13 protein-coding genes and 1 pseudogene are annotated in these 16,283 nt (G+C 73.1%); 12 read left to right on the plus strand and 2 right to left on the minus strand.

Annotation, left to right across the window (positions count from 1 at the left end):
- Window positions 1-8 precede the first annotated feature (8 nt).
- The 3 genes from BMZ50_RS05100 to BMZ50_RS05110 all read left to right on the plus strand — a co-directional run bounded on the left by BMZ50_RS05100 (window position 9) and on the right by BMZ50_RS05110 (window position 1,813).
- A complete protein-coding gene (locus tag BMZ50_RS05100) occupies window positions 9-296 on the plus strand; it encodes a YggT family protein (protein ID WP_091321849.1) in 288 nt (95 codons plus the stop codon).
- Window positions 297-408: 112 nt separating this feature from the next.
- Window positions 409-1,128, plus strand: a complete 720-nt coding sequence (locus BMZ50_RS05105) for a DivIVA domain-containing protein (RefSeq protein ID WP_091321850.1) — start codon at window positions 409-411, stop codon at window positions 1,126-1,128.
- Between the two features lie 133 nt (window positions 1,129-1,261).
- Window positions 1,262-1,813, plus strand: a complete 552-nt coding sequence (locus BMZ50_RS05110; RefSeq protein WP_091321852.1) for a hypothetical protein — start codon at window positions 1,262-1,264, stop codon at window positions 1,811-1,813.
- A gap of 22 nt (window positions 1,814-1,835) precedes the next feature.
- Here the strand turns inward: BMZ50_RS05110 and ileS are convergent, their stop codons facing one another.
- Window positions 1,836-4,994 (minus strand): isoleucine--tRNA ligase, encoded by a 3,159-nt coding sequence (gene ileS / locus BMZ50_RS05115; protein WP_091321854.1) that lies wholly within the window; start codon window positions 4,992-4,994, stop codon window positions 1,836-1,838.
- Window positions 4,995-5,117: 123 nt separating this feature from the next.
- On the opposite strand from ileS, the gene BMZ50_RS05120 reads away from it, so the two are divergent.
- Window positions 5,118-6,629 (plus strand): potassium/proton antiporter, encoded by a 1,512-nt coding sequence (locus BMZ50_RS05120; protein ID WP_091321856.1) that lies wholly within the window; start codon window positions 5,118-5,120, stop codon window positions 6,627-6,629.
- A gap of 25 nt (window positions 6,630-6,654) precedes the next feature.
- A complete protein-coding gene (locus BMZ50_RS24960) occupies window positions 6,655-6,789 on the plus strand; it encodes a hypothetical protein (RefSeq protein WP_281245392.1) in 135 nt (44 codons plus the stop codon).
- Here BMZ50_RS24960 and mqo read toward each other — a convergent pair.
- The gene (gene mqo, locus BMZ50_RS05125; protein WP_091321858.1) at window positions 6,779-8,272 is read right to left on the minus strand and encodes a malate dehydrogenase (quinone); all 1,494 of its coding nucleotides are present in this window, start codon (window positions 8,270-8,272) and stop codon (window positions 6,779-6,781) included. The genes BMZ50_RS24960 and mqo overlap by 11 nt on opposite strands.
- Before the next feature lie 143 nt (window positions 8,273-8,415).
- Here mqo and lspA point away from each other — a divergent pair, with 143 nt between their 5' ends.
- The 7 genes and pseudogenes from lspA to BMZ50_RS05160 all read left to right on the plus strand — a co-directional run.
- Window positions 8,416-9,117, plus strand: a complete 702-nt coding sequence (gene lspA / locus BMZ50_RS05130; RefSeq protein ID WP_245753362.1) for a signal peptidase II — start codon at window positions 8,416-8,418, stop codon at window positions 9,115-9,117.
- Window positions 9,118-9,172: 55 nt separating this feature from the next.
- Window positions 9,173-10,111 carry an RluA family pseudouridine synthase gene (locus tag BMZ50_RS05135; RefSeq protein WP_218146100.1) on the plus strand — a complete coding sequence of 313 codons (939 nt, stop codon included), beginning with the start codon at window positions 9,173-9,175 and terminating at the stop codon, window positions 10,109-10,111.
- A 9-nt stretch (window positions 10,112-10,120) separates the two neighbouring features.
- Window positions 10,121-10,897, plus strand: coding sequence for a CPBP family intramembrane glutamic endopeptidase (locus tag BMZ50_RS05140; RefSeq protein ID WP_091321860.1), 777 nt, complete (start codon window positions 10,121-10,123; stop codon window positions 10,895-10,897).
- The gene (locus BMZ50_RS05145) at window positions 10,894-11,328 is read left to right on the plus strand and encodes a GNAT family N-acetyltransferase (RefSeq protein WP_245753364.1); all 435 of its coding nucleotides are present in this window, start codon (window positions 10,894-10,896) and stop codon (window positions 11,326-11,328) included. Before BMZ50_RS05140 ends, BMZ50_RS05145 begins: the two co-directional genes overlap by 4 nt.
- Before the next feature lie 258 nt (window positions 11,329-11,586).
- Entirely contained in the window at window positions 11,587-15,153 is a 3,567-nt protein-coding gene (dnaE, locus tag BMZ50_RS05150; RefSeq protein WP_245753366.1) for a DNA polymerase III subunit alpha, read from the plus strand.
- A gap of 70 nt (window positions 15,154-15,223) precedes the next feature.
- A complete protein-coding gene (locus BMZ50_RS05155) occupies window positions 15,224-15,886 on the plus strand; it encodes an LPXTG cell wall anchor domain-containing protein (RefSeq protein WP_091321862.1) in 663 nt (220 codons plus the stop codon).
- Window positions 15,887-16,040: 154 nt separating this feature from the next.
- Window positions 16,041-16,283, plus strand: a pseudogene (locus BMZ50_RS05160) (IS982 family transposase); the annotation flags it as partial.

A 16,283-nucleotide genomic window follows, 5' to 3' on the forward strand; every position in this document is an offset into this window, starting at 1 on the left:
CGAGGACCGTGGCTCTCTTCTGGCAGATCGTCTCGTCGGTGCTGCTCGTCTTCCTCGTCCTGCTCTTCGCGCGGTTCGTCGTCGACTGGGTGATGGTGCTGGCGCGCAGCTGGCGCCCGTCCGGGCTGGTCGCAGCGGGGCTGGAGGTGGTCTACGCCACCACCGACCCCCCGCTGAAGGCCGTCCGGAAGGTCATCCCGCCCCTCAACCTGGGGACCATCCGTTTGGACCTCGGGTTTATGGTGCTTCTGATTGCCGTGTACATCCTGCGTGGCATCACGCTCCAACTCGCCTGATCCGTGCGGATGCTGAAGCTGCCGGAGATGGTGCCGTTGTGAGCTGGGTGCGGTCTGCCGCCGCTCGTCCGAGAACGTCCCTGTTCCCGCTGTCCGACCCGAGGTGAGCCCGATGCCACTCACGCCTGCCGACGTGCACAACGTCGTCTTCAAGAAGCCGCCGATCGGCAAGCGGGGCTACGACGAGGACGAGGTGGACGCCTTCCTCGATGTCGTGGAGGCCGAGCTGGCCCGGCTGATCGAGGAGAACAACGAGCTCCGCTCGGGGTCGGCCACCGGCCGCACGCCCCGCGCCGAGGCTCCCGAGGTGCCCACCCCGGCCGCGGCCCCGCCGCCCCCGCCGGCGGCCGCTCGCGAGGACGACAGCGCCCGGGCCTCCCGGATGCTCGCGCTGGCCACCGAGACCGCCGACAAGTACGTCAACGAGGCCAAGGCGCAGGCCGACCAGATGGTGGCCAGCGCCAAGAGCAACAGCGAGCGCATGGTCACCGACGCGCGCGCCAAGAGCGAGCAGTTGGTCAGCGAGGCCAAGATGCGCGCCGACTCGATGGTCAGCGACGCCCGTACCCGGGCCGACACGATGGAGCGCGAGGCGCGGGCCAAGGCCGCGGCCCTGGACCAGGACGCCGAGCGCCGGCACACCGAGGTCATGGGCTCGCTCGAGGAGAAGCGGAGCAGCCTCGAGCGCAAGATCGAGGAGCTGCGCACCTTCGAGCGGGAGTACCGCACCCGCCTGCGGTCCTACCTGGAGTCGCACCTGCGCGACCTGGACAGCCGCGGCTCGGCCGAGCCGGCGTCCAACAGTCGGCAGACCCAGCACGCCGGCGCCTGAGAAAGGACCCCCTGGGCCCCGCGGGCTCGGGAACGCCAGGAGGGGGTCGGGCTCGAGGGCCCTCGGACCACGGTCCGGGGGCCCTCGCCGCGTTCGGGGGCGGGCGGCCCGTGAGCCCGGTTACAGTCGGCCCGTGATCGTGGCGGCGGGACTGCTGGTGTTGATCGGCCTCGGGCTGTTCGTCGGTGGCCTGGGCACGGGCGTCACCGCCCTGTACTGGTCCTGCGTCGTCGCCTGCGCCCTGGCCGCCGTGCTGCTGGTCCTCACCCGGGTGCGGATGAGCCGGGAGGCCACCGCCTTCGCCGAGCGGGCCGCGCCCCCGCCGTCGACAGCGTCGGCCGCCCTCCCGGCCGCCCCGGAGCCGCCCACGGCCGTCGTGGAGCCCCCCGCGCCGGCCGCGGAGCCTCCGACACCGACCGTCCCCGCAGCGGACGGCGAGCCGGGCGAGGAGGACGTCGAGGTCACCGACCTGCTGCTCGTCGTCGACGCGCGCGACGAGGTGCTGGTCGTGGACGAGCACCCCCGCTACCACCTCGCGGGCTGCCGGCACCTGACCGGGCACGAGCCGATCCCGCTGCCCCTGGCCGAGGCCCGCACCGACGGCTTCACCCCGTGCGCGACGTGCCGGCCGGTGCGGCACGTCGCCGACGCCGAACGCGCCCGCAACGCCGCCCGCACCCCCTGAGGGCGCGGGCCCGGCCCCTGGCTCAGTCGCTTGCGCGGGCCACCCAGAACCGGGAGCCGGCCGGCCCCTCGGCCCCTTCGCCCTCGCCCGCGGTCCGCGGGTGCACGCGGACCGCCAGCACCTCCGCGGCCACCTGCTCGGCCTGCTCCTCCAGCGCCTGGGCCATCTTCTCCCCGCCCGCGCCGTCCGCGGTCCACCACAGCTCGATGCGGTCGCTGACCGCCAGACCGCTGTTCTTGCGGGCCTCCTGCACCAGCCGGACCGCCTCGCGGACCAGGCCGGCCCGCTCCAGCTCCGGGGTGAGCTCCAGATCCAGGGCCACGGTGAGACCACCGCTGCTGGCCACCGTCCAGCCCTCCCGCGGGGTCTCGGTGACGATCAGGTCGCCGTCGGTCAGCGGGACGGTCTGCCCGTCCACCTGCACCGTCGCCGTCCCGGCGCGGTAGGCGGCGGTCAGCTCGGTGGGGTCGGCGGCCGCGACGGCCTTCGCCACCGCCTGCACCTGCTTGCCCAGCCGGCGCCCGACCGCCCGGAAGTCCACCTTCACGCTCACGTCGACCAGATCCCCACCCACCGAGGACAGGTCGGCCAGCTCCTGCACGTTGAGCTCGTCGGCGACCTCGGCCACCAGATCGCGGGGCAGCGACGACCAGCCGGGAGCGGCGACGACGGCGCGGCCCAGGGGCTGCCGGGTGCGGACCTTGGCCGAGGTGCGGGCCGAGCGGCCCAGCTCGACCAGGCGCCGCACGAGGGCCACCTGGGCCACGAGCGTGTCGTCGCGGGCCTCCTCGTCCACCTGTGGCCAGGAGGTCAGGTGCACGCTGTCGACCGGCTCCGGGAGGCCGGGGGCGACCGCGCGGCCCCACACCTCCTCGGTGATGAACGGGGTGAACGGCGCCATGAGCCGGGTCAGCCCGTCGAGCACCTCGTGCAGCGTGGCCAGCGCCGCGGGGTCGCCGTCCCAGAACCGGCGGCGGGAGCGGCGCACGTACCAGTTGGACAGGTCATCGACGAACTGCGCGAGCAGCCGCCCGGCGCCCTGGGTGTCGAAGTCCTCCAACGCGGCGGTGACGCCGTCGGTGACCGCGGCCAGCTCCGCGAGCGCCCAGCGGTCCAGCAGCGGCCGCTCGGCGCGGGCCGGGGCGGGGCGGGTGGTGGGATCCCAGCCGTTGGTCTCCGCGTAGAGGGTGAAGAAGCTGGCGGTGTTCCAGTAGGTCAGCAGGACCTTGCGGACCACCTCGGACAGCGTCTCGTGCCCCACCCGCCGGGCCGACCACGGCGAGCCGCCGGCGAGCATGAACCAGCGGACGGCGTCGGCGCCGTGCCGGTCCATCAGCGGGATCGGCTCGAGGATGTTGCCCAGGTGCTTGCTCATCTTCCGGCCGTCCTCGGCCAGGATGTGGCCCAGGCACAGCACGTTCTCGTACGGGTTCTTCCCGAAGACCAGCGTGCCGACGGCCATCAGCGAGTAGAACCAGCCGCGGGTCTGGTCGATCGCCTCGCAGATGAACTGCGCGGGGTAGGCGGCCTCGAACTCCTCCTGGTTGCGGTACGGCGCCCCCCACTGGGCGAAGGGCATCGAGCCGGAGTCGTACCAGGCGTCGATGACCTGCGGCACCCGCCGGTAGGTGCCCTCCTCGCCGGGCAGGGTGAAGGTCACCTCGTCGATGTAGGGCCGGTGCGGGTCGAGAGCGGAGAGGTCCCGGCCGGTGCGCTCCGAGAGCTCGGCCAGCGACCCGACGGCGACCATCCGGGACGGGTCGGCGTCGTTGCGCCAGATCGGCAGCGGAGTGCCCCAGTACCGGTCGCGGGACAGCGCCCAGTCGACGTTGTTGCGCAGCCAGTCGCCGTAGCGACCCCACTTGATGGTCTCCGGGTACCAGTGGGTCTTCTCGTTCTCGGCGAGCAGCTGGTCCTTGATCGCCGACGTGCGGATGTACCAGGAGGGCTGCGCGTAGTACATCAGCGGCGTGTGGCAGCGCCAGCAGTGCGGATAGCTGTGCTCGTAGCGCTGCTCGCGGAACAGCACGCCGCGGCGCTGCAGGTCCTCGACCAGCGTGGGGTCGGCGGCCTTGAAGAAGTGCCCGCCGACCAGCGGGATCTCCGGGAGGAAGTGCCCGGTGGGGTCGATCGGGTTGACCACCGGCAGCCCGTAGGCGCGGCAGACGGCCAGGTCGTCGGCGCCGAACGCGGGGGACTGGTGCACCAGCCCGGTGCCGTCCTCGGTGGTGACGTAGTCGGCCAGGACGACGAAGTGGGCGTCGGTCCCCTCGGGGAACTCGACCAGGTCGAACGGCCGCTGGTAGTGCACCCGCTCCCAGTCCCGGCCGCTCGTGCGGGCCAGCACCTCCGCGTCCTCACCGAGGACGGCGGACAGCAGCGGTTCGGCGACGACGAACGTGCCGGCGTCCGTGCGGGCGACGACGTAGGTGACGTCCGGGTTGACCGCGACGGCGGTGTTGGACGGCAGCGTCCACGGCGTCGTGGTCCAGATGAGCAGGTCGGCCCTGCCGGCCCACTCGCCGCTGGTGACCGGCAGCCGCACGTAGACCGACGGGTCGGTGATCGTCTCGTACCCCTGGGCGACCTCGTGGTCGGACAGGCCGGTGCCGCAGCGCGGGCAGTACGGCGCGACCCGGTGGTCCTCGACCAGCAGGCCCTTGTCGAAGATCTGCTTGAGCGACCACCAGACGCTCTCGATGTAGGCCGGGTCCATCGTCCAGTAGGCGGTGGACATGTCGACCCAGTAGCCCATCCGGCGGGTGAGGTCGGCGAAGTCGGCGACGTGCCGCTCGACGGACTCCCGGCAGCGGGCGTTGAACTCGGCGATGCCGAAGCGTTCGATGTCCGGCTTCCCGGCGAAGCCGAGCTCCTGCTCGACGGCGATCTCCACCGGCAGGCCGTGGCAGTCCCAGCCGGCGCGGCGGGGCACGTGCCACCCCTGCATGGTCTTGAACCGGGGGAAGACGTCCTTGAAGGCGCGCGCCTCGATGTGGTGGGTGCCGGGGCGGCCGTTGGCGGTGGGCGGTCCCTCGTAGAACACCCACTGCGGCCTGCCGGTCGACGCCTCCAGCGAGCGGGCGAAGACCTTGTCGACCTCCCAGCGGCCCAGGATCTCCTGCTCGAGGGCGGGCAGGTCGACCTGAGGGGGCAGCGCGCGGAAGGGGCCGGGAGAACTCACGCCCCCATCATCCCCGAGGTGTCGACCGGGCCGGCGGCCGCGGTGCCCGTGCCGGCCCCGCCGCGCCGTGATCCTGGCCTGCGGCCGCGTACGGGAGACTGCGGAGGTGGACAGGGGCGCACGGTGAACACCACGGTCACCGTGGCGCTGGCGGCCGGGGCCCTCGTCGTCCTCGTGGCCGCGGTGGCTCTGCGGCTGGCCGACCGGCTCGGCCTGCCGAGCCTGCTGATCTATCTCGCCCTGGGCGTCGCCCTGGGCGAGAGCGGCCTGGGCGTCGAGTTCGAGGACGTCGCGCTCACCCAGACCCTGGGCGTGGCCGCGCTGGTGGTCATCCTCGCCGAAGGTGGGCTCACCACCCGGTGGAACGACGTGCGCCGGGCGATCGGGCCCGGGGTCACGCTGGCGACGGTCGGGGTCGCGGTCAGCGTCGTGGTGACGGCGGCCATCGGCGTCTGGCTGCTGGACCTGCCCTGGGGGCTGGCGCTGCTGCTGGCCGCGGTGGTCAGCTCCACCGACGCCGCGGCCGTGTTCGCCTCCCTGCGGCGGCTGCCGCTGCCGCGCCGGGTCACCGCGTCGCTGGAGGCCGAGAGCGGGCTGAACGACGCCCCGGTGATCCTCCTGGTCGCCGTGCTCTCCGAGGCGCTGACCGGCGAGCGGGCCGGGCCCTGGTGGCTGGTCGGCGTGCTGGTGGGCGCCGAGCTGCTCGGCGGCGCGGTGATCGGCGTCCTCGTCGGGTTCGCCGGGGCCCTGCTGCTGCGGCGGGTCGCGCTGCCGCTGGCCGGTTTCTACCCGCTGGCCACGCTGGCACTCTGTGTGCTGGCCTTCTCGACGGCGTCCCTGCTGCACACCTCCGGGTTCGTGGCCGTCTACCTCTGCGGCGTCGTGCTGGGCAACGCCGCGCTGCCGCACCGCTCGGCGAGCATCGGCTTCGCCGAGGGCATGGCCTCGCTCGCGCAGATCGGGCTGTTCGTGCTGCTGGGTCTGCTCGTGTCGCCCGAGCGCCTCCCGGGGGCGGTGCTGCCCGCGCTGGTGGTGGGCGGGGCGCTGCTCCTGGTGGCCCGCCCGCTGTCGGTCGTGCTGAGCCTGCTGTGGTTCCGCTTCCCGCCGGCGCAGCAGGCGTTCATCTCCTGGGCCGGGCTCCGCGGTGCGGTGCCCATCGTGCTGGCCACGTTCCCGATCGCCGCCGCGGTACCGGGCGCGACCCGCGTGTTCGACACGGTGTTCGTCCTGGTCGTCGTCTTCACCCTGGTGCAGGGCTGGTCGCTGCCCTGGGTCGCCCGCCGGCTGGGCGTGGCGGCGCCGCTCACCGCGCGCGAGGTGCAGGTGGAGGCCGCGCCGCTGGACGAGCTGGACGCCGACCTCCTGCAGCTGACCGTGCCGCCGGGCTCCCGCCTGCACGGGGTATACCTGCCGGAGCTGCGGCTGCCCGAGGACGCCGCCGTCGTGCTGATCGTCCGCGACGGGCAGTCCTTCGTCCCGGGTCCCACCACCCGGCTGATGCGCGGGGACCAGGCGCTGCTGGTCTCCGCCCGGCGGTCACGGCCGGAGGCCGAGCGGCGGCTGCGCGCGGTCAGCCGGGCCGGCCGGCTGGCGACGTGGCGCGGCGAGAGCGGCGCCGCCACCGAGACCGACTGAGCGCCTCGCGTCCGGGCCGGCCGGCGTGGACCTCGCGCGGCCGGGGCACCGCGGCGCCATCGAGTACGAGGGCGAGCACCACTTCGACGGCGTGCAGATCGTGCGGGACGACGCCCGGCCGGCGCGGCTGGTCGCCTCCGGGTGGCGGGTCAGCCGTTGAGCTCGAGGGTCTGCGTCGTCTCCTTGCGGACCAGCTCCAGCAGGGCCGGGTCGTCGGCGAGCCGGCGGCCGTAGGAGGGGATCGCCTCCTCCAGCGCGGGCCGCCACGCGGCGATCCGGTCGGGGAAGCAGCGCTCGAGGACCTTCAGCATCGCCGACACCGCCGTCGAGGCGCCCGGGGAGGCGCCGAGCAGGCCGGCGACGGTGCCGTCGGCCCCGACGACCAGCTCGGTGCCGAACTGCAGCACGCCGCGGCCGGACCTCGGGTCGCGCTTGATCACCTGGACCCGCTGGCCCGCGGTGATCATGTCCCAGTCGCGCTGCTCGGCCTCGGGCACGAACTCGGTCAGCGTGCGGTGGCGGGCGCCGCGCGACTGGAGCAGCTCCTTGACCAGGTAGCGGGTGAGCGCCATCTCGGTGCGGGCCACGCCCAGCATCGAGCCGAGGTTGTTCGGCTTGACGCTGCGTGGGAGGTCGAACATCGACCCGGCCTTGAGGAACTTCGGCGAGAAGCCGGCGTAGGGGCCGAACAGCAGCGAGTGGTCGCCGTCGATGAGCCGCAGGTCCAGGTGCGGCACCGACATCGGCGGCGCGCCGACGGCCGCCTGGCCGTACACCTTGGCCTGGTGCGCCGAGACCAGCTCGGGGGAGCGGGTGCGCAGGAACATCCCGCTCACCGGGAAGCCACCGAAGCCGCGGATCTCCGGGATGCCCGCCCGCTGCAGCAGCGGCAGCGCGCCACCGCCGGCGCCGACGAACACGAACCGGGTGCGGACGCTGCGCTCCTCGCCGCTGACCGTGTCGCGCACGGTGACCGTCCACCGGCCGTCGGTGCGGCGCTCGAGCCGGGTGACCCGCTGGTTGACGTGCACGTGCACGCCACGCTCCTCGGCGGCGGTGAAGAGCAGGCGGGTCAGCGAGCCGAAGTCGACGTCGGTGCCGGAGGCCGACCGCGTCGCGGCCACCACCTGGCCGGCCGGGCGCCCGGCCATCATCAGCGGCACCCACTCGGCCAGCTCAGCGGGGTTCTCGGTGTACTCCAGGCCGGAGAACAGCGGCTGCGCCGCCATCGCCGCGTGGCGGGTCCGCATGTAGGTGCGGCCGGCCTCGCCGGTGACGAAGCTGATGTGGGGGACCGGGGTGATGAACTCCTTCGGCGCCCCGGTCAGGCCCCCGCGCACCAGGTGGGACCAGAACTGGCGCGAGACCTCGAACTGCTCGTTGATGGTGACGGCCTTGGTGACGTCCACCGAGCCGTCGGCGCCGGCGGGCGTGTAGTTGAGCTCGCAGAGGGCCGCGTGGCCGGTCCCGGCGTTGTTCCAGCCGTCGGAGCTCTCACCGGCCACCGCCGAGCCGGACTCGAAGACGGTGACGCTCCAGTCCGGGGCGACGGCACCGAGCAGCGACGCCAGCGTCGCGCTCATGATGCCGCCCCCCACGAGGACTACGTCGGGGTCGGTGGCTGGTGCGAGTTCGGTGGACACGAGGGCCTTCCGTGCTCGGGGGCAAACTGTGCCCTTCCAACCTCGGCTACTTCGGGCCCGAACACGTCACTACGGGTAGTGAGATGTGTCGCAGAGTGGCGTGAGATGGAACACGTCGGGTCGGGGGGTGCGCCGCGTCCACCGTGGTCGGACGGCGCAACGGCCTGCGCGGCTATCGTCGGAGGGCGCCGCGGGATCCCCGCGCGCTCCACCTCCACCGCCGCACCGAGGAGCCCGTCCTGTCCCAGCCGAGCGATCCCCGGGACGGCGCGGGCGGGACGCCGCCGGACCGGGACGACGTCCCCGCGGGCCGCCGCCCGCGCACCCGCCTGCTGCTCCTGCTGGCCGCGGGGGTCCTGCTGCTCGACCTCGCCAGCAAGCTGCTCGTGGTCGCCACCGTCGACCGGGGCGAGAACATCCGGCTGCTCGGCGGCGCGCTCTACCTGACCCACGCCCGCAACACCGGGGCGGCGTTCTCCTTCGCCGAGGGCTTCACCGTCGTCTTCACGCTGATCGCCGTCGCCGTGGCGGTCGTCATCGTGCGCACCGCCCGGCGGCTGTTCTCCACCGGCTGGGCGGTGGCCCTGGGCCTGGTGCTCGGCGGCGCGGTGGGCAACCTCGTCGACCGGGTCTTCCGTGATCCGGGCTTCCTCCGCGGCGGCGTCGTGGACTTCATCTCGGTCTTCGCGCCGAACGGCGAGTTCTACCCGATCTTCAACGTGGCCGACTCGGCGATCGTCTGCGGCGGCATTCTCGGTGCGGTGCTGGCCCTGCGCGGGATCGAGTTCGACGGCTCCCGGGCCCGTTCCCGGTCCGGCGAGGACGCCGACGCGGCGCGCGACTGAGCCGCTCCCGGCGGCGCTGCGCCGTCCGCGCAGGTGCGGCGGTCACAATGGGACCGTGATCAGCTCGGCCGGCCAGCACCGCGCCCTCCCGGTGCCCGACGGACTGGAGGGCCAGCGCGTCGACCAGGCGCTCTCGCGGCTCTTCGGGCTCTCCCGCACCGCGGCCGCCGAGATCGCCGACGCCGGGGGTGTGCTGGTCGACGGCCGGCCCCGAGGCAAGGGCGACCGCGTCTCCGGCGGCAGCTGGCTGGAGGTCGAGCTGCCCCCGCCCCCGGGCGAGCCAGTGGCCCCCGAGCCGGTCGCCGGGCTGACCGTGGTCCACGACGACGATGACATCGTCGTGGTCGACAAGCCGGTCGGCGTCGCCGCGCACCCCAGCCCCGGCTGGGAGGGGCCGACGGTCGTCGGCGGCCTCGCCGCGGCCGGATACCGGATCGCCACCTCGGGGGCGGCCGAGCGGCAGGGCGTCGTGCACCGGCTGGACGCCGCCACCACCGGGATCATGGTCGTGGCCAAGAGCGAGCGGGCCTACACCGCGCTCAAGGCCGCCTTCAAGCAGCGCACGGTGGAGAAGAACTACGCCGCGCTCGTGCAGGGCCACCCCGACCCCTCGCGCGGCACCATCGACGCCCCGATCGACCGGCACCCCAAGCACGACTGGAAGTTCGCCGTCGTCCAGGACGGCCGCCCGTCGGTCACGCACTACGAGGTCGTGGAGGCATTCCCGGCGGCCAGCCTGGTCGACATCCGGCTGGAGACCGGCCGCACCCACCAGATCCGCGTGCACTTCTCCGCGCTGCGCCACCCCTGCGTGGGCGACATGACCTACGGCGCCGACCCGACGCTGGCCGCCCGCCTCGGCGTCGCGCGGCAGTGGCTGCACGCCGTCCGGCTGGGCATCCCGCACCCCGCCGACGGCCGGTGGATGGAGTTCACCAGCCCCTATCCGCCCGACCTCGCCGGCGCGCTCGACATCCTGCGCGCCGAGGCTTGAGGCCGGCGGGTGGACGGGCCCGGTTCGCTCGCCGACTACGGCCCGGCGGCGCTGTCGGCAGTCGTCGTCGCCGGCTACCTGGTGCTCGGGGAGCCGGTGGTCGGGCACGTGCTGCACCGCCGGTTCGAGGGGCGGCTGCGCGCGGAGGAGGGCGCCCGGCGCTCGTTCTACGGGCGGCTGCTGGTGCTCGAGTGGGGGCTGGCCCTGCTCGCATTGGTCATCTGGCTGAACGCGCCCGGCGTCGACGCCGCCGCGGTGGGCCTGCGCTGGCCGCAGTCCTGGCCCGGCCCGCTCGCCGGCGCCGCCGCGGTCCTCCTGCTCGTGTTCGTCGCCGTCTCCACGCGGGCGCTGCGCTCGGGAGCGCTGGCCGAGGCCGCCGCGGCGCGGCGCCGGCCGGGGGAGGGGCGGCACGCCGAGCCGCAGGTGCACGCCACGCTCGCGCTGCTGCCCCGCACCCGCGGCGAGCGGCGGCTGTTCACCGTCGTCGGCCTCACCGCCGGGGTGTGCGAGGAGTGGCTCTACCGCGGGTTCTTCCTCGCCGTCGTCGCCGCCGTGGCCGGCGGGCTGTCCACGCCGGCGCTGGTCGCGGTCGGGGCGGTGGCGTTCGGCCTGGCGCACGCCTACCAGGGCGTGGCCGGGATCGTGACGACCGGCGTGCTCGGTGGGGTGCTCGCGGGGCTGTACCTGGACACCGGCTCGCTGCTGCTGCCGGTGCTGCTGCACGTGGTCATCGACCTGCGGTTCCTGCTGGTCCCGGCCAGCGCGCTGCCGGCGGTGAGCCGGTGAGCGGCGGGGTGAGCGCGCGGCTGGCCGGTCCCGGGGACTGGCCGGAGATCGCGGCCCTGCGCACCCGGGTGTTCGTCGAGGAGCAGGGCGTGCCGCCGGAGATCGAGCGGGACGACGCCGACGCCACCGCCGTCCACGCGCTCAGTCGCGACGACGAGGGGCGGGTCGTGGCGACCGGCCGGCTGCTCCTGCGCGGGACGTCGGCCGGCATCGGCCGGATGGCCACCGATGCGTCCGCGCGCGGTCGCGGCCACGGGGCGGCCGTGCTGTCGTCGCTCCAGGACGAGGCGCTGCGCCGCGGCGCCACGGAGGTCGAACTGCACGCGCAGCTGACCGCCCGCGGGTTCTACGAGCGGGCCGGCTACGCCGCGGTCGGGAACGTGTACGAGGAGGCCGGGATTCCGCACGTGACGATGGTCCGGCGGCTCTGAAGGCGGCCCCCTGCAGGGGCCCGCCGCGAGCGTGCGAGTGGCGGGGGGCAGGGGTCCTTCTGGGATCGGTCCGCCTGTGGCCGACACGTTCCGTCAGACCCTCGGCGTAGACCTTCGGCAGTGCGAGGATCGAGGGACCTCCGACCGGATCCCTGTCGGGACAGCACCGGATCTTCCGCACCGCCGGTCTTCCCCGCCGGTCGCCCGCCGGATCACCGACGGTCGGGCACGCACGACCACTGAGGAGTACGACCGCCCGTGAGCAGCAGCCCGTCGAAGGATTCGTTCGTGCACCTGCACGTGCACACCGAGTACTCGATGCTCGACGGCGCGGCCAAGCTGCCCGAGGTGACCAAGGCCGCCGCCGAGCAGGGCATGCCGGCGCTGGCGATGACCGACCACGGCAACGTCTTCGGCGCCTACGACTTCTACAAGCAGGCGAATGCCGCGGGCGTGAAGCCGATCATCGGCATGGAGGGCTACTACACGCCCGGCTCCCGCTTCGACCGCGCGCCGTTCGACTTCGGGGACAACCTCATCGACGAGGACGGCGAGGGCGGCTCCTCCCGCGGCAAGGCCGCCTACACGCACATGACCCTGCTGGCCCGCACCACGGAGGGCATGCACAACCTCTTCCGGATCTCCTCCCTGGCCAGCCTCGAGGGGCAGTACCGCAAGCCGCGCTTCGACCGGGACCTGCTGGAGCGCTACGGCAAGGGCCTGATCGCCACCACCGGCTGCCCGTCCGGCGAGGTGAACATGTGGCTGCGCGCCGGCAAGGAGGACCGCGCGCGCCAGGCCGCCGCCGACTTCCAGGACATCTTCGGCAAGGAGAACTTCTACGCCGAGCTGATGGACCACGGCCTGGCCATCGAGAAGAAGACCCGCCCGGCGCTGCTGCAGATCGCCAAGGACCTCGGCATCCCGCTGCTGGCCACCAACGATCTGCACTACACGCACAAGGAGGACGCCGAGGCGCACGACGCGCTGCTGTGCATCCAGACCGGGTCGCGGCTGAACGAGCCCAACCGCTTCAAGTTCAACGGCGACGGCTACTACCTCAAGAGCGCCGCGGAGATGCGGGCGCTGTTCCCCGGTGAGCTGGCCGAGGCCTGCGACAACACGCTGCTGATCGCCGAGCAGTGCGAGGTCTCCTTCACCGAGGGCGCCGACCTCATGCCCCGCTTCCCGCTGCCCCCGGGCGAGGACGAGACCTCCTGGTTCATCAAGGAGGTCGAGCGCGGGCTGCACAAGCGCTACCCGAACGGCATCCCCGACCACGTGCGCAAGCAGGCCGACTACGAGACCGGGATCATCTGCCAGATGGGCTTCCCGGGGTACTTCCTCGTGGTCGCCGACTTCATCAACTGGGCCAAGGACAACGGCATCCGGGTCGGCCCGGGTCGTGGCTCGGCCGCCGGCTCGCTGGCCGCCTACGCCATGGGCATCACCGACCTCGACCCGCTGGCACACGGGCTGATCTTCGAGCGGTTCCTCAACCCCGAGCGCGTCTCCATGCCCGACGTCGACATCGACTTCGACGACCGCCGACGCGGCGAGGTCATCCAGTACGTCTCGCAGAAGTACGGCGAGGAGCGGGTCAGCCAGATCGTCACCTACGGCACCATCAAGGCGAAGGCCGCGATCAAGGACGCCGCCCGGGTGCTCGACCGGCCCTACTCCGTGGGCGACGAGCTGACCAAGCTCATGCCCCCGGACGTGATGGGCAAGGGCATCCCCCTGTCGGGCGTCTTCGACCCCGCCCACCCGCGCTACAAGGAGGCCGCGGAGTTCCGCGCCCGCTACGAGTCCGACCCCGGCGCGGCCGAGGTCGTTGACCAGGCGCGCAAGCTGGAGGGCCTGAAGCGCCAGTGGGGCGTGCACGCCGCCGGCGTGATCATCGGCCGCTACCCGCTGATCGACTCGATCCCGATCATGCGGCGCGAGGCCGACGGCGCGATCATCACGCAGTTCGACTACCCGACCTGCGAGACGCTCGGCCTGCTCAAGATGGACTTCCTGGGCCTGCGCAACCTCACGGTCATCGACGACGCGCTGCGCAACATCGTGATCAATGGCAAGGAGCCGGTCGATCTCGACGAGATCAGCAAGGACCTCACCGACAAGAAGACCTACGAGCTGCTGTCCCGTGGTGACACGCTCGGCGTCTTCCAGTTCGACGGCGGCCCGATGCGGTCGCTGCTCCGGCTCATGCGGCCGGACAACTTCGAGGACATCTCCGCCGTCGGCGCGCTCTACCGGCCCGGTCCGATGGGTGCGAACTCGCACACCAACTATGCGCTGCGCAAGAACGGCCAGCAGGAGATCACGCCGATCCACCCGGAGCTGGCCGAGCCGCTGGAGGACATCCTCGGCGGCACCTACGGCCTGATCGTGTACCAGGAGCAGGTCATGGCGATCGCGCAGAAGGTCGCCGGGTACTCGCTCGGCAAGGCCGACCTGCTGCGCCGCGCGATGGGCAAGAAGAAGAAGTCGGTCCTGGACGCCGAGTTCGTCGGCTTCGAGGCCGGCATGAAGGAGCGCGGCTACTCCGCCGCGGCGATCAAGACGCTGTGGGACATCCTCGTCCCGTTCGCCGACTACGCGTTCAACAAGGCGCACTCCGCCGCCTACGGCCTGGTCTCCTACTGGACCGCCTACCTGAAGGCGAACTACCCGGCCGAGTACATGGCCGGACTGCTCACCAGCGTCCAGGACGACAAGGACCGCCGGCCGATCTACCTCGCCGAGTGCCGCCGGATGGGCATCAAGGTGCTCCCGCCGGACGTGAACGAGTCCTCCTGGGACTTCACCGCCGTCGGCACCGACATCCGGTTCGGTCTCGCGTCGGTGCGCAACGTCGGTACCAACGTCGTGGACTCGATCGTCCGGGCCCGCGAGGAGAAGGGCGCGTTCAAGGACTTCGCCGACTTCATGCGCAAGATCGACACGGTCGCCTGCAACAAGAAGGTGATCGAGTCCCTGGCCAAGGCCGGGGCGTTCGACTCGCTGGGCCACTCGCGGCAGGGCCTCGTCGCGGTCCACGCCCAGGCCGTCGAGTCCGCCATGGCGCTCAAGCGCAAGGAGGCCGAGGGGCAGTTCGACCTGTTCGGCAGCTTCGGCGCCGACGGCGGTGAGGACGACCCGTTCGGCGGCGCCCTCGAGATCGCGATCCCCACCGCGGACTGGTCGAAGTCCGAGCGGCTGGTCTTCGAGCGCGACATGCTCGGCCTCTACGTCTCCGACCACCCGCTGCACGGCGTCGAGCACGTGCTCGCGGCCAACGCCGACACCCCGATCGCCGAGATCAACGCCGGCGGCGTCGAGGACGGCGCGAACGTGACCATCGCCGGCATCCTGACCTCGGTCGCCCCGCGCACCAACAAGCAGGGTGCGCCCTGGGCCATCGCGACACTGGAGGATCTCGAGTCCGGGATCGAGGTGCTGTTCTTCCCGAAGACCTGGGCCGAGGTGTCGGAGAAGGTGGTCCGCGACCAGATCGTGGTGGTCAAGGGGCGGATCAGCCGGCGCGACGACCAGCCCTCGCTGTTCGGCGCCGAGGTCACCATCCCCGAGCTCACCGAGGGCCCGCGCGGCCCGGTGGTGGTCTCGATGGCGGCGGCCCGCTGCACCCCGCCGGTGGTCGAGCGGCTCCGCGAGGTCCTGGGCAGCCACCCGGGCACCACCGAGGTCCAGCTCAAGCTGGTCAACGGCAGCCGCGAGACGGTGCTCCGCCTCGACCAGGGACTGCGGGTGCGGCCCAGTACGGCGCTGATGGGTGACATCAAGGCGCTGCTCGGTCCGACGAGCGTGGCCCTGCTGTGAGGGCGGGGTTCTGAACGGCCGGCGAGCGCCCGGCGAAGAGGCCGCCGCGGATCCGGGGTTCACTGGGGACGTGGACAGCTCCTCCGGACCCGTCGCGCCGGCACCGCCGAGCGCCGTCCGCCGGGCCTGGAGCAGCGGGCCGCGGTGGCCCGGCGCCGCCGAGGTCCGAGCCGACCTGAACAGCTCCCTGCTGCTGGCCGGTGTGCTCACGCTGGCCGGGCTGCCCGCGGGCTTGCTGTGGTGGGCGCTCGCGCCGCGCGCGCAGTTCGAGATCACCGAGAGCAGCCCCGTCGTGGTGGGGCACCCCTCGGCCGAACTGCTCGTCGCCGGCGACGGCGTCTTCACCCTGGTCCTGGCCGGCCTCGGGCTGCTGGCGGGGCTGGGCGGGTGGTGGCTGCGCCGGCGGCGCGGCGTCGCCACCCTGCTGGCCCTCGCGCTCGGCTGCCTGCTCGCCGGCGTCCTCGCCTGGCAGCTGGGGGAGCTGCTTGGCCCCGGGCCCACCCGGGCGGAGCTCGCCGAGGTGGGCGCGGTGGTGACCACCGGGCTCTCGCTCGGCTCCGTGCCCGCGCTCGCCGTGGCGCCGTTCCTGGCCACGCTGGTCTACGTGGTCGCGACCCTGCTGGCGTCCTCGGAGGACCTCGGGCGCAGCGACCCCGCGCCGGCCGGCCCGCCGGCCCGGGAGGGCGGGCCCGCCGGCGCGGAGGTCCGGGAGGACGCCGGCCGGCGAGGCTAGGACGCGCAGCGCAGGCCTCGACGGCGGTCGACGCTGCGCAGGCCTCGGCGCCGATCGACGCCGCGCCGTCCTGTGCGCTAGACGAGTAAGTCCTATTGGCGGGCAGGGCCGAAGGGTGCTGTGAGTGCGGGCGGAGGGTGTCCAGGCTCGGGTTGTGAGGACCGACCTAAACACCCTCCTGACCGCACTGTATGTCTGGATCGACGATCGTCTCGCCGCTCGCGTGCGCGTCGGACGCCGCCCGCGGCTGACCGACTCCGAGCTGCTCACCCTGGCAGTTGGGCAAGTGCTGCTCGGCGTTCACTCCGAGGCCCGCTGGCTGCGGCTGGTGCCCGAGGCGCTGCCCGGCGCGTTTCCCTACCTGCCCGGGCAGTCGGGCTACAACAAGCGGCTGCGC

This window comes from Geodermatophilus ruber (assembly GCF_900114385.1).
GTDB lineage: Bacteria > Actinomycetota > Actinomycetes > Mycobacteriales > Geodermatophilaceae > Geodermatophilus > Geodermatophilus ruber.

Excerpts from the sequence above, each read along its gene's own strand:
- BMZ50_RS05105 (WP_091321850.1), top strand. The coding sequence starts at position 409 with ATGCCACTCACGCCTGCCGACGTGCACAACGTCGTCTTCAAGAAGCCG.